Origin of the sequence: Streptomyces sp. NPDC088812, from assembly GCF_044750285.1 — a bacterium.
Classification (GTDB): Bacteria; Actinomycetota; Actinomycetes; order Streptomycetales; family Streptomycetaceae; genus Streptomyces.
The window spans coordinates 24,540-37,615 of sequence record NZ_JBIVJP010000017.1 but is presented as its reverse complement, the minus strand read 5'-3'; the positions used below and the strand labels follow the sequence as shown (position 1 = coordinate 37,615).

At 75.5% G+C, this 13,076-nt stretch carries 8 protein-coding genes; 5 read left to right on the top strand and 3 right to left on the bottom strand.

Going from position 1 to position 13,076, the window contains the following annotated elements:
* Positions 1-140: 140 nt before the first annotated feature.
* On the top strand, positions 141-2,282 hold the full coding sequence (locus ACIP67_RS27380; RefSeq protein WP_401695497.1) for a ricin-type beta-trefoil lectin domain protein: 2,142 nt from the start codon (positions 141-143) through the stop codon (positions 2,280-2,282).
* 565 nt (positions 2,283-2,847) lie between these two features.
* Here the strand turns inward: ACIP67_RS27380 and ACIP67_RS27375 are convergent.
* The gene (locus tag ACIP67_RS27375) at positions 2,848-5,229 is read right to left on the bottom strand and encodes a SpoIIE family protein phosphatase (RefSeq protein WP_401695496.1); all 2,382 of its coding nucleotides are present in this window, start codon (positions 5,227-5,229) and stop codon (positions 2,848-2,850) included.
* A gap of 405 nt (positions 5,230-5,634) precedes the next feature.
* Between ACIP67_RS27375 and ACIP67_RS27370 the strand changes: the two genes are divergently transcribed.
* The 4 genes from ACIP67_RS27370 (at position 5,635) to ACIP67_RS27355 (ending at position 10,553) form a co-directional block, all read left to right on the top strand.
* Positions 5,635-7,878 (top strand): glycoside hydrolase family 9 protein, encoded by a 2,244-nt coding sequence (locus tag ACIP67_RS27370; protein WP_401695495.1) that lies wholly within the window; start codon positions 5,635-5,637, stop codon positions 7,876-7,878.
* Positions 7,879-7,963: 85 nt separating this feature from the next.
* A complete protein-coding gene (locus ACIP67_RS27365; RefSeq protein WP_401695494.1) occupies positions 7,964-8,209 on the top strand; it encodes a hypothetical protein in 246 nt (81 codons plus the stop codon).
* Between the two features lie 3 nt (positions 8,210-8,212).
* On the top strand, positions 8,213-8,590 hold the full coding sequence (locus ACIP67_RS27360; RefSeq protein WP_401695493.1) for a toxin Doc: 378 nt from the start codon (positions 8,213-8,215) through the stop codon (positions 8,588-8,590).
* A gap of 316 nt (positions 8,591-8,906) precedes the next feature.
* Positions 8,907-10,553, top strand: coding sequence for an RICIN domain-containing protein (locus tag ACIP67_RS27355; RefSeq protein WP_401695492.1), 1,647 nt, complete (start codon positions 8,907-8,909; stop codon positions 10,551-10,553).
* Positions 10,554-10,752: 199 nt separating this feature from the next.
* On the opposite strand, the gene ACIP67_RS27350 is transcribed toward ACIP67_RS27355, so the two are convergent.
* Positions 10,753-11,934, bottom strand: a complete 1,182-nt coding sequence (locus tag ACIP67_RS27350; RefSeq protein WP_401695491.1) for a lactate 2-monooxygenase — start codon at positions 11,932-11,934, stop codon at positions 10,753-10,755.
* 113 nt (positions 11,935-12,047) lie between these two features.
* Positions 12,048-12,743, bottom strand: a complete 696-nt coding sequence (locus tag ACIP67_RS27345) for an alpha/beta fold hydrolase (protein ID WP_401695490.1) — start codon at positions 12,741-12,743, stop codon at positions 12,048-12,050.
* Between the last annotated feature and the right edge of the window lie 333 nt (positions 12,744-13,076).

Genomic DNA, 13,076 nt, shown 5'->3' with positions numbered 1-13,076 from the left:
GCTGCTCCCCCCGGACGTTCGAGGTGTCGAACACTGTGCGAGAGGATCCCTTCGGCCGTGCGCCGAGAGATCCGCATACCGGTAGGTATGGACTTCAAGCCGCAGTCCCCGGAAGGAATGCAGCCGTGAAAGACGCAGGCATGTCGAATTCCCCTTCGGCGCGCCGTTCCGAGGTGACGGACGAACAGCTGGGTGCCGAGCTGAAGAACTGGACGGGAGCGTCGCCCGCGCTGCACCCCGTCGGCGAACTCCTCGACCGGCACTGGGAAGCGGTCTTCGCCTACGCGCGGCTGTGCGCCCACGGGGAGCGCGCGGCCGGCATGCTCACCACGGCGGCGTTCACCCGGCTCTTCGGGGAGACCCTGCGGCAGAACGGCCCGACCGCCGCCTGGCGCCCCCATCTGCTGGTCACCGTGCGCCGCATCGTCGCGGAGTGGGACTCCGACGGCCGCCGCGACCTGCTCCACCCCGACCTGCGCGCCGCGGAGGGCGACACCGACCGCCTGGCCGCCCGCCTGCTCCCGCCCGTGAACCGGCGCCTGCTGTCCCGGGGGTTCCAGCGGCTGCCCCAGACGGCCCGCTGCCTGCTGTGGCACATCGAGGTCGAGACCGAGCCCCTCGCCGTCCCCGCCGGTCTGCTCGGCATGGAGGACGAGGGCGCCCGGGTCGAACTGCGCCGGGCCCGCGAACGGCTGCGCGAGGAGTGCCTCCAGCTCCACCGCGAGCTCGCCGTCGACGAGGAGTGCCACCGGTACCACCGGCTCCTCGACGCCACCTGCCGCCGGGGCGGCGCCGACGTCGACCCCGATCTGCGCGCCCACCTCGACCAGTGCCGGCACTGCGCGCACACCGCCGACCAGCTGAACCAGTTCGACGCCCACTTCGGCGTCGCCCTCGCCGAGGGCGTGCTGGGCTGGAACGCCGCGGCGTACATGGCGGTCCGGGCGGCCGGCACCGGCCCCTCCGCCGACCCCTCCGCCGACGCCTCGGCGGACGCCCCGGCCGACGGAGGCGGGGCGGCGCCGGGCGAGGCGTTCACCGACGAGACGCCCGTCCCCGACACTGCCGTACCGGCCGGCACCCGCTCCGCCACCGGACCCCGCACCCGCCGGGGCGCCCGCCCCCGGACCGCCCCGCACCACGCCTCCGGCACAGCACGCCACGGCGCCCCCGGCACCGCACCCCGTACCGGCCCGGACGCCGAACCGCACGCCGGCCCCGCCACGACGGGACCGGGCCCCGCCACGACGGAACCGGCCCCCGCCACGACGGAACCGGGCCCCGCTGCGGCGGAACCGGACCTCGACGCGGCGGAGCCGCATCCCGGCACCTCGGGGGCGCGCCCCGCCACCGGTGCCCGTCCCGTGTCGCGCCGTGCCGCCCAGAAGGCCGCCCGCCGCGCCCGTCGCCGCAATGTGGCCGCCGCCGTCCTCACCGTCAGCGGGCTGATCGTCGCCCCGCTCGTGCTGTGGTCCGTCCTCGGCTCCGGCGACGGCGCGGACACCGCCACCGGTGAAGCGGCCCGACGGACCCCCGGTCCGACCACGGACACCTCCGGCCCGTCCTGGACGGGCGCGGGCTCGGAGACCCAGGGCACCCTGCGCGGCCGTCTGCACAACGTCGCATCCGGGCTCTGCGTCGGCATCGCCGGCGGAAAGGCCGTCCAGGGCGCCGAGGCCCAGCTCGCCACCTGCTCCTCCGCCGCCGGGCAGCAGTGGTCGTACGAGACGGACGGGCTGTTGCGCAGCGCAGAGGAGCCCGATCTCTGCGCCGACTCGCGGCTCGGCTACTCGGTGCGGCTCGCGCCCTGCACGGAGGGCGGCACGTACGTCCGCTACGACTTCACGCTCCAGGGCACGCTGGTCCCGCGGGGGAGCCAGGACCTGGCGCTCGCCCCCGCCGCCACCGACGGCTCGGGCGCCGTCGTCCTGAAGAACCGTGACGAGGGCGCGGCCCAGCGCTGGGTGATCGACACCTCGCAGCCCGATCCCCAGCTCCAGTTCGTCAACTGGGGCGCCGACGCCACCGTGGAGGCCACCCCCGCCCCCGCCTCCGAGTCCGCGCAGCCGGCCACCGCCACGCCCGCCTCCGAGCCGTCCGCCACGCCGACGGCTCCGGTCCCGTCGGCCACCAGCTCCGCACCCGGCACCGACACGTCCTCCTGCACGCCCGGCTCCTCGTCCTCCTGCGCGCGGGACGGCGAGCCGGATTCCCCCGGAGGATCGGCCGACGGCGGGCGAGGGAGCGACGGCGGCGCGGGTTCCGGCGGCGGGCGCCGCTGACCGGGGTCGTCCGCCGCCCCGGACGCGGAGCCGACCGGCCGGCTTCCGGGACGGGCCCCCGGGATGGGCCCCCGGGACGGGCCCCCGGGATGGGCTCCCGGGACGGGCCCCCGGGATGGGCTCCCGGGACGGGCCCCCGGGATGGGCTCCCGGGACGGGCCTCCGGGACGGGCCCCCGGGATGGGTCTCCGGGACGGGCTCCCGGGACGGGCCCCCGGGATGGGTCTCCGGGACGGGCCCCTGGGACGGGCCCCTGGGACGGGCCTCCGGGACGGCCCCCACGGGACCGCCCCCTGGGACGGCCCCCACGGGACCGCCCCCTGGGACGGCCCCCACGGGACCGCCCCCTGGGACCGCCCCCTGGGACGGCCCCCCGGGACCGCCCCCTGGGACGGGCCCCTGGGACGGGCCCCCGGAACGGCCCCCCCCCGGCACGGCCCCCCGGGACGGGCCTCCGGGACGGCCCCCGGGATGGGCCCCGGGAGGCCCCCAAGATGGGCCCCCAAGACGGGCCCCTGGGCGGGGCAGGCACCGCCGCTCCCCCCGCCACCCGGCCCCCCGCCCCCTACTCCTCCTCGAACAGCCCGAGTTCGGCCCAGATGGTCTTCCCCTCGGCGGTGTGCCGGCTGCCCCACCGCTGGGTGAGCTGGGCGACCAGCAGCAGTCCCCGGCCCCCCTCGTCGAAGGTCTTCGCCCGGCGCAGGTGCGGGGCGGTGTGGTTGGTGTCGGAGACCTCGCAGATCAGCGTGGAGGCGTCGTGGATCAGCCGGAGCCGGATGGGGCGGGCGCCGTACCGGATGGCGTTGGTGACCAGCTCGCTCACCACCAGCTCGGCCGTGAAGGACGCCTCGACCAGGTGCCAGCGCTCCAGCTGGTCGACGACCTGCTTGCGGACCGGCGCGACGAGCGCGGGGTCCGGGGGGATGTCCCACGTCGCGACCTGGGAAGCGGGCAGCCCCCGGGTGCGGGCGAGCAGCAGAGCCACGTCGTCCGAGGCACCGCCCTGCGGGAGCAGGGAGTGCAGGACGCGGTCGCAGGTCTCGTCGAGGGAGGCCGAGTACGCGGCCAGCGCGTCGCGCAGCACCTGGTGACCGGCGTCCGCGTCCCGCTCCCGGGATGCGATCAGACCGTCGGTGTAGAAGGCCAGCACCGAGCCCTCGGCGAGCTCCAGCTCGGCCGACTCGAACGGCAGCCCGCCCAGGCCCAGCGGGGGACCCGCGGGCAGCTCCACCTGACGCGGGGCGCCGTCCGGCGGCAGCAGCAGGGGCGTCGGGTGCCCGGCCCGGGCCATGCTGCAACGCCGTGAGACGGGGTCGTACACCGCGTACAGGCAGGTCGCGCCGACCTCGCCGGTGCTGCCGTCGCCGCCCGCCTCCTCGGAGAGCCGGACGACCAGGTCGTCGAGGTGGGTGAGGAGCTCGTCGGGCGCGAGGTCGATGTCGGCGAGGGTCCGCACGGCGGTGCGCAGCCGGCCCATGGTGGCCGAGGCCTGGATGCCGTGCCCCACGACGTCGCCCACCACCATCGCGACCCGCAACCCGGACAGCGGGATCACGTCGAACCAGTCGCCGCCCACCCCCGCCCGGGCGGCCGGCAGATAGCGGGAGGCGGCGTCGACGGCGGCGGTGCGGGGCAGGGAGCGCGGGAGCAGACTGCGCTGGAGGGCCAGGGCGGTCTCGCGTTCCCGGGAGTAGCGGCGGGCGTTGTCGATGCAGACGGCGGCGCGGGCCGTGACCTCCTCGGCCAGCAGCACGTCGTCGGGCGAGAAGGGGTCCTGGCGCCGGTAGCGGGTGAAGACGACGACGCCGAGGGTGGTGCCCCGGGCCCGGATCGGCACGGACATCGTGGAGTGGATGCCGTACTCCGTCACCCGGTCCACCCGCCGCGCGTCCCAGGAACGCCAGGCGTCCAGGTCGCCGGACGGCACCGGGGTCACGACGCTGCGCCCCACGAGCAGGGAGGCGGCCTGCGGGGAGGCCGCGGGGTAGAAGTCGAGCCGGCCGGGCTCGGCCACGGCCTCCGGGGCGCCGGGGGTGATGGAGTGGTGCGCCGTCCGCCGAAGGTGGACCGGCGCGGTCAGCGGGCCGGTCGTCTCCTCGCCGGGCTCCTGCGGGTCGAGCAGGTCGACGCTGACGAAGTCGGCCAGGGCCGGCACGCACACCTCGGCCAGTTCCTGGGCGGTCCGGGTGACGTCGAGGGTGCTGCCGATGCGCACGCTCGCCTCGTTGACCAGCTGGAGCCGCTCCCGGGCGAGGAAGTGCCCGGTGAAGTCGTGGAGGGTCATACAGACGCCCCGCACCCGTCCCGAGGGATCGGTGAGCGGCGCCAGTCGCATGAGCCAGGCGTGCGGCCGCTCCTCGCCCGTGGCCTTCATGAAGGTCTGCATCTCATGGCGCTCGCCGGTGGCCAGGACCCGGCGCACGTACGCCTCGACCTCCTGGCCCTGCGGCGCGGGGCCGACGTCGCCGGCGCGCAGACCGCGGACGCGGCCGGCGGGCAGCTCGATCAGCTCGGCCATGGCGTCGTTGACGGCGCGCAGGCGCATCCGGTCGTCGAAGACCACCGTGGCGCACGGCGACTGGGTCAGGGCCGCCCGCAGCAGCTCGTCGTCCTCCGGCGCCGGGTATGCGGCGGGCAGCGGGCTCACGGCGAGCCAGGTGACCGGGCCGCCGTCCTCCGGCGGTCTGCGGCGGGCGAGCAGCCAGACGGACACGGTGTGGCCCTCGCGGTGCCGCAGCGCCACCGTGCCGCTCCAGCGCTGGTCACCGGGGCAGGGGGGCCGGGCGCCGTCGTCGGCCAGGAGGACGGCGGCGGGCCGGCCGACGACCTCGGCGGGCTCGTAGCCCAGCAGGCGGCGCGCTCCCTCGCTCCACCGGGCCAGCGTGCCGTCCTCGTGGATGACCGCCCGCGCCGTCGAGGCGTCGTCGAACGGGTAGTCCGGGCTCATCGTTCCACTCCATCGCGGACACTCACAGTGAACAGACACGTCACGTGCGTTCCACCTTAGTGCTTGCGGCCCCGGCGCGGAGCGGAACTGTTCCGGCCCTCCCATCGGATGACGAACGGGAGCGAACCGGGCGTCGTGAGGCGCGTGGAAGCGCATGGAAGCGCATGGGGGCGGCAGCGCGGGGTGGGGTGCCGACCCCCCGGCGCGCGCCCGACGAACACGCTCGGTGAGCATTCCGTGCGCCGGGCCGCCCGAAGGGCCGTCAGCGGCTTCCGGCCGGCCGGGTCCGTCCGAACCGTTGACGGAGTGTCATGAGTCCGGCCAGCATGTCCCGCGACCGTCCTTTGGGAGCGCTCCCATGAGGCCTGTGAGGTGTGCTTCCCCGAGTCGCCCAGGAGACCGGACGTGACACGACGCAGAACCACCCTGCTGACCCTGGCGGCGGCCCTGCTGGGCTCGGCGCTCACCGCGCTGCCCGCGGGGCCCGCCGCCGCCGAGGAGGTCGAGCAGGTCAGGAACGGCACCTTCGACACCACCCTCGACGGCTGGTGGAGCAGCAACGCCGGCGCCGCCCCCTCCGACGGCCGGCTGTGCGCGGACGTACCGGGCGGCACCACCGACCGCTGGGACTCCGCCGTCGGCCAGGACGGCATCACCCTGGTGAAGGGGGAGACCTACCGGTTCGCCTTCACGGCGTCCGGCCTCCCCGAGGGACACGTGGTCCGGGCGATCGTGGGCCGGTCGGTCACGCCGTACGAGACCTGGTACGAGGCGAGCCCCGTGCTCACCGAGTCGGCCGGCTCGTACTCCTACACCTTCACCTCGCCGGTCGACTCCGCCGAGGGCCAGGTCGCCTTCCAGGTCGGCGGGGCCGCGGACCCCTGGCGGTTCTGCCTCGACGACGTGTCCCTGCTGGGCGGGGTGCCGCCGGAGGTGTACGAGCCGGACACCGGGCCGCGCGTCCGCGTCAACCAGGTCGGCTACCTGCCCGCCGGGCCGAAGAACGCCACCCTCGTCACCGACGCAACCACCGCCCTGCCCTGGGAACTGCGCGACGCCGTGGGGGACGCCGTCGCGCGGGGCCGCACCGTGCCGCGCGGTGTCGACGCCTCCTCCGGCCAGAACGTGCACTCCATCGACTTCGGCGCGTACCGCACCCGGGGCACCGGCCTCACGCTCGTCGCGGACGGCGAGACCAGCCACCCCTTCGACATCGGCACGGCCGCCTACGAGCGACTGCGGCTGGACGCGGTCAAGTACTACTACACCCAGCGCAGCGGCACCGCGATCCGCGACGACCTGCGCCCCGGCTACGCGCGGGCCGCCGGCCACCTCGGCGTCGCCCCCAACCAGGGCGACACGTCCGTCCCCTGCCAGTCCGGCGTGTGCGACTACACCCTCGACGTCAGCGGCGGCTGGTACGACGCCGGCGACCACGGCAAGTACGTCGTCAACGGCGGTATCGCCACCTGGGAACTCCTCAGCACCTACGAACGCTCCCTGCATGCGCGCACCGGCCGGCCGGCGAAGCTCGGTGACGGCACGCTCGCCCTGCCCGAGAGCGGCAACGGCGTGCCCGACGTCCTCGACGAGGCCCGCTGGGAGCTGGAGTTCCTGCTGAAGATGCAGGTCCCGGACGGACAGCCGCTGGCGGGTATGGCCCATCACAAGGTCCACGACGCACAGTGGACCGGCCTGCCGCTGCTGCCCGACGACGACCCGCAGAAGCGCGAACTGCACCCGCCGACCACCGCGGCGACCCTCAACCTGGCGGCGGCCGCCGCCCAGGCGGCCCGCCTGTACCGGCCCTACGACAAGGCCTTCGCCGCCCGCGCCCTGACGGCCGCCCGCACGGCCTGGACGGCGGCCCTCGCCCACCCCGCCGTCTACGCCGACCCCGCCGACGCCACCGGCGGCGGCGCCTACGACGACGACGACGTCACCGACGAGTTCTACTGGGCCGCCGCCGAGCTCTACCTCACCACCGGCGAGAAGCGGTTCGCCGACCACGTCCTCGCCTCGCCGGTGCACACGGCCGACATCTTCGGCCCCTACGGCTTCGACTGGTCCAGGACCGCCGCCGCGGGCCGCCTCGACCTCGCGACCGTCCCCAGCGCGCTGCCCGGCCGCGACGCGGTCCGCCGCTCCGTGGTCGCCGGCGCCGACACCTACCTCGCCACCCTGCGGGCCCACCCCTACGGCATGCCCTACGCCCCCGACGGCAACCGCTACGACTGGGGCTCCGCCCACCAGGTCCTCAACAACGCCGTCGTCGTCGCCACCGCCCACGACATCACCGGCGCCGCGAAGTACCGCGACGGCGCCCTGGAGAGCCTGGACTACGTCCTCGGCCGCAACGCGCTCAACATCTCCTACGTCACCGGCTACGGCGAGGTCCACGCCCACCGGCAGCACAGTCGCTGGTACGCGCAGCAGCTCGACCCGGCCCTCCCCGCACCGCCGGCCGGCACCCTCGCGGGCGGCCCCAACTCCAGCATCCAGGACCCCCTCGCCCAGTCCCTGCTGAAGGGCTGCGTCGGACAGTTCTGCTACATCGACGACATCCAGTCCTGGTCGACGAACGAGACCACGGTCAACTGGAACGCGGCACTGGCGCGGATGGCGTCCTTCGCCGCCGACCAGGGATAGCCCAAGCCCCTTCGCGGTACCGCCCCGCCAACGGTGTGACCTGCGGCTATTTACGCATGAGTACCCGAGCGGTACCGTGAAGGGCATGCCAGCCCTCAATGTGGAGTTCAGCGATCGCGAGCTGGAGGACCTGCGGCAGATCGCCAAGGAACGCGGTACGTCGATGAAGGCGCTCGTCCGGGAGGCCGCCGCGGCCGACATCGCGCGCCACCGGGCACTCCAGGAGGGGGCGGAGGCGTTCCGACGGTTCTTCGCGTCCCACGCGGACGAGTTCGCGGCCGCCTTCCCCGAGGACGAATCACCCCTCAGGCGTGAGGGGCGGGTCGCCTGACCGATGACGCCCGTCATCCACATCGACGTGCCCTGGCTGCTCCAGCGCCACGAAGAGGTCCTGCCCGACCAGCCGACCGTCAACGACTTCTCCGCGCTGGTCGCCGCCGTCGCCCGGCACCGGGTCGACCCGCCCCGCCTCGGCGTGGACTCCGACCCTGCCTGGCGGGCCGCCGCGCTGCTGCACACCCTCGCGCTGCTCAAACCCCTGCCGTCGGCCAACGCGCGCTTCGCCTGCGCCACGGCGGTGGCGTACATGTTCGTCAGCGGCGTCGGCATCGACCCGCCCTACGGCGCCCTCGTCGACCTGGCCCGGGATCTGATCGACGGCAGGACCGACGTGTACGGTGCCGCGGACCGGCTGCGGTCCTGGCAGATCTGACGGCGCCGGCCCGGGGCCCTGCCGCGACTCCGGGGCCGCCGGCACGGGCGTGCGCGGAGCGCGGGAACCCCACGCCGGATGGCCAACACGCTTGCACGGAACGGGACATCACACGAGGAACCGGGCCCGCGTCATCGACATTCCTTCAACAACGGCCCCCTGTCCTCGGCAGCTTGTTGTGCACGACTCGGTTGTGCAATGGTGAGCCACTCGTGCGGGGGGCCGAGGCCCGGGCCGGTGTGCCCCGTGGATCGCCGGCGGAGGCGAACGCGCCCCCCGACGCGCCGAACACGTACGCACCGAAGGAAGCCGCTCAGTGCTCACCTCCCCTCCTCCTCGCCCTCCCCACCCCCCGCCCGGCGCGGGACCCGGGGAATCCGACGAGCTGCTCGCCGCGGGGGTGCGCGGTGGCACGGACAACGAGGTCGGCCGGTCCACCGCGCTGCTGATCGCGCGACACTGGCAGCCGGTGCACGAGTACGCGGTCATCTGTCTCGCCTCCCCCGCGCACGTCGCGTCCATGGTCGCCACGGCCGCGTTCCACCAGGTCTTCGACCGGCTGAAGCTGGGTGAGCCGGGCGCCGCGCTCCGCCCCCGCCTGCTGGTCACCGTGCGGGACACGATCCGGCTGTGGGCCGCCGACGCGGCGCTGGCCGGGGCCGTGCCGGAGCTGCGCAAACCCGCGGGCGCCCGGGGGATGCGCGCCGCCCAGTCCCTGACCCCCGAGAACCGGGTGCTCACGGAACGCTCCTTCCAGAGCCTGCCGGAAGCCGCCCGCTGCGTCCTGTGGCACCTCGAGGTCGAGGCCGAACCGGTCGACGTCGTCGCCGGCCTGCTGGGCATGGACGCCGACGTGGTCACGGCCCTGCACGAACACGCCCGGGACCAGCTGCGCGAGGGCTGCGTGCGCGCCCACCGGGAGCTGGCGCCCGGCAAGGACTGCCGCTTCCACAACCGGCTCCTCGACGTGCCCATGCGCCGTGGGGGCGACCTCCTGCCGGACGTCCGCCGGCACCTGGACGCCTGCCGCTACTGCCGGTCGGCCGCCGAACAACTCGGCCACTTCGAGGGCGACCTGGGGATGCTGCTGGCCGAGGCGGTCCTCGGCTGGGGCGCCCGCCGCTACGTCGACTCCCGCCCCGGCCGCGCGGTCCGGCAGGGCGCACGGCTCAAGAGGGCGCGCCGGCGCCGCGGCAGGGGCTCCCCCGGCACGCTCCGCACCACCTTGTTCGACCTCGTCCCGTCCCCGCGCCGCCGCCCGGGCGGCCCCTTGCCGCGCTCGCCGCGGTCGTTGGTGACGGGCGTCGGCCTCGCCTCGGCCGGTCTGCTCACCACCCTGCTCGCGGCCGGAGTGTGGTCGGACGACGGCGCCGGACCGGCCGCCTCCGCCGGTGCCGAGGGCGGCGCCGCCTCCCGCACCGGTGCGCAGGCCGGGCCCACCGCGACGCCCTCGGTCCCGGACACCGCCCGACTGCCGGCCGTGCCGTCCCGGGCCCGGCTGCGCAACGCCGCCGCCGACCTGTGCCTGGACGTCCGGGGCGAGGTGCGGCCGGGTGCCGCCGTCGAGCTGGCGGAGTGCTCCGCCGAGCCGGCCCAGCTGTGGTCGTACGCGGACGACGGCCAGCTGCGCAGCGTCGCCTCCCCCGGACTGTGCGTGGACTCGCACGCGGACGCCGGGATCGTCATCCTCGGCCAGTGCGCCGCGCCGGCCGGCTCCCGTGCCGACGACGTCCGCTACGACCTGACCGTGCAGGGCGAGTTGCTGCCCCGCTGGGACGGCACGCTCGCGCTCGCCTCCACGGGCGAGGATCCGGGCGCCGACGTCGTCGTCAAGGCCCGGGACCGCTCCGCCGGCCAGCGGTGGCTGACCGACGCCGCCACGGCCGGCACCGGTTCCCGGGAGATCGCCGGCCAGGAGATCCTCCCGGCGCGCCCCGCGGGCCTGTCCGACCGCACGGCCTGACGGGCCGCCGCCCCGACGGACGGTCACCCCGCCCTCCCGGCGGGGTGGTCCGGGCGCAAAGGGGGAGGGGTCCGCTCAGTCGCCGGCCCGCCCACGGACCGACCGGCAGCCGAACCGGCGGGGTGCGGCCGGCCCGTACCGGTGCGCGGGCCGGCGGGCCGACCGGCGCGGTGGGCGCCGCCCACCGCCCGCGGGACCGTCAGACCGTGTCCTCGACGAGGTCGTGCGGGCCCACGGTCGCCGGGGTGGCGTGACCGGAGAGGGCCAGGGTGAGGTCGAACTCGGCGAGCAGGCAGCGGATCACGTGCTCCACGCCGGGGCGTCCGTCCAGGCCGAGGCCGTAGACGTAGGGCCGTCCCAGCAGGACCGCGCGGGCGCCGAGGGCCAGGGCCTTGAACACGTCGGCACCGGTGCGTATCCCGCTGTCGAACAGCACGGTCAGCCGGTCGCCGGCCGCCGACGCGACGCGGGGCAGCGCGTCGGCGGCCGCGACCGATCCGGCGACCTGGCGGCCGCCGTGGTTGGACACCACCACGCCGTCCATCCCGGCGTCCGCGGCCTGCCGGGCGTCGTCCGGGTGCAGGACGCCCTTCAGGACGATCGGCCCGTCCCAGTGCTCCCGCAGGAACGCCAGGTCCGGCCAGGTCCTGCCCGGGTCCGCGAAGAGGTTCACGAAGTGCAGCACGGCCGCGTTCGGATCCTCGTGGACCGGCTTGGCCAGGCCCGCCCGGAACGCCGGGTCGGTGAAGTGGTTGGCGGTACCCACGCCGTGCAGGAAGGGCAGGTACGCCTGGTCGAGGTCGCTCGGCCGCCACGCCAGCAGCGGGGTGTCCAGGGTGACGACGAGCACCGTGAACCCGCTCGCCCGCGCCCGGCCGAGGAAGCTGCGGGTCACCTCGCGGTCCTTGGACCAGTACAGCTGGAACCAGCGCTCGGCGTCCCCCATCACCTCCGCCACCTCCTCCATGGGGGTGCTGGACGCCGACGACAGCACGAACGGCACGCCCTGCGCGGCCGCGGCGCGGGCCGCCCCGGCCTCGCCCTCCGGATGCACGATCGACAGCACTCCGACCGGCGCCAGGGCCAGCGGGGCGGGCAGGGACCGGCCGAGCACCTCGACCAGCACCTCGACCGACAGGTCGCGCTCCTGGACGTCCCGCAGCATCCGCGGCACGATCCGGCGGCGCTCCAGCGCCGCCCGGTTGGCGCGCACCGTGCTGCCGTCGCCCGCGCCGCCCGCCACATAGCCGACCGGCCCCGGTGCCAGCCGGCGCTCGGTCAGCTCCTCCAGCCGGGTGAGGTCGGTGGGCATCCGGGGGACGGCTCCCGTCATCCCGTTCAGGTAGATCTCGTACTGGAAGTCCGCCCAGTGCTTCGCCATCCGTCCCGCCGCCTCTCCTCGTCCCGCCGCCTCTCCTCGTCCCGTCGGGCGTCGTCGGTCCGTACACCGCACGGCGACCCTACCGGCCGGTAGGGCCGGTCAGCGGTCAGCGGTCAGCGGTCAGCGGCCGACGCGCGCAGGACGCGGGCCAGGTCGCGCGGCCGCGAGAACATCGGCCAGTGGCCGGTGTCCAGCTCCACCAGCTCCCACCGGTCGCTCCGGAGCAGCTGCGCGACGGCGGGCAGGGGTTCCTCCCCGTCCAGCAGGCACTTGACGTACGTCGCCGGCAGCTCGGCGGGCGAGCGCCGCGGGGCCGCCGCTTCGGTGAGCGTGGCGCCCGGGTGCGGGGTCGCGCCGTCGACGATCCGGCGGATCTGCTCGTCCGTCAGGCCCTGGCCCGCGAACTCCTCGGCGGTGAGCGGGGGCCAGAAACCGGCGTGGGCCGCGATCGACGCCCGCACCGGGTCGCTCGGCCAGCCCGACAGGAACGACTCCCCGGCGACGGGCACGTTCCCGTCGACGAACACCACCCGCCGCAGCCGCTCGCCGATGCGCTCGGCCGCCAGTCCGACCGGGATCCCGGAGTAGCTGTGACCGACCAGCACCACGTCCGTCAGGCCCAGCCGGCCGACCTCGTCGACGACATCGCCGACATGCGTCTCCAGGCCCGCCGCGGCGCCCCGCCGGTCGGCGAGCCCGGACAGCGTCAGCGGATGGGCGTCGTCGCCGGCGGCGCGCAGTTCGGCCGCCACCTCGTCCCACGCCCACGCACCGAGCCAGGCCCCCGCCACCAACACGAATCGAGTCATGCCCGCACCGTAGCCGGGGGGTGTGACAACGGCGGCTCGGCCGCCTCCGTGCCCCGGACGGAGGACACATCCGCCAGCGGGAGGCGGCCGTCGGGTGAATGGCACCGGCCCTGCGGAGTGGGACGCGACGCGGAAGCGGAATGTTTCCGGACGATTGCCGAGCCTATGAGAATCGGTCACTCCGGCGGAGCGGCGGATCATGAAGCGCTTGCTTGCGGCGTCGGAACGTTCGAACTCCGTGACTTCGCGCCACTGATTCAACACGCAAGGTTACCGAAACGCGTGGGGTCGAGGTGAGTTCCGGGCGCGGAGTCGGCAGACTCGCCCTCGCCG

Bases quoted from the DNA above. Each gene is read 5' to 3' on its own strand.
- ACIP67_RS27380 (WP_401695497.1), top strand. From the start codon at position 141: ATGTCGAATTCCCCTTCGGCGCGCCGTTCCGAGGTGACGGACGAACAG.
- ACIP67_RS27375 (WP_401695496.1), bottom strand. From the start codon at position 5,229: ATGAGCCCGGACTACCCGTTCGACGACGCCTCGACGGCGCGGGCGGTC.
- ACIP67_RS27365 (WP_401695494.1), top strand. From the start codon at position 7,964: ATGCCAGCCCTCAATGTGGAGTTCAGCGATCGCGAGCTGGAGGACCTG.
- ACIP67_RS27360 (WP_401695493.1), top strand. From the start codon at position 8,213: ATGACGCCCGTCATCCACATCGACGTGCCCTGGCTGCTCCAGCGCCAC.
- ACIP67_RS27350 (WP_401695491.1), bottom strand. From the start codon at position 11,934: ATGGCGAAGCACTGGGCGGACTTCCAGTACGAGATCTACCTGAACGGG.
- ACIP67_RS27345 (WP_401695490.1), bottom strand. From the start codon at position 12,743: ATGACTCGATTCGTGTTGGTGGCGGGGGCCTGGCTCGGTGCGTGGGCG.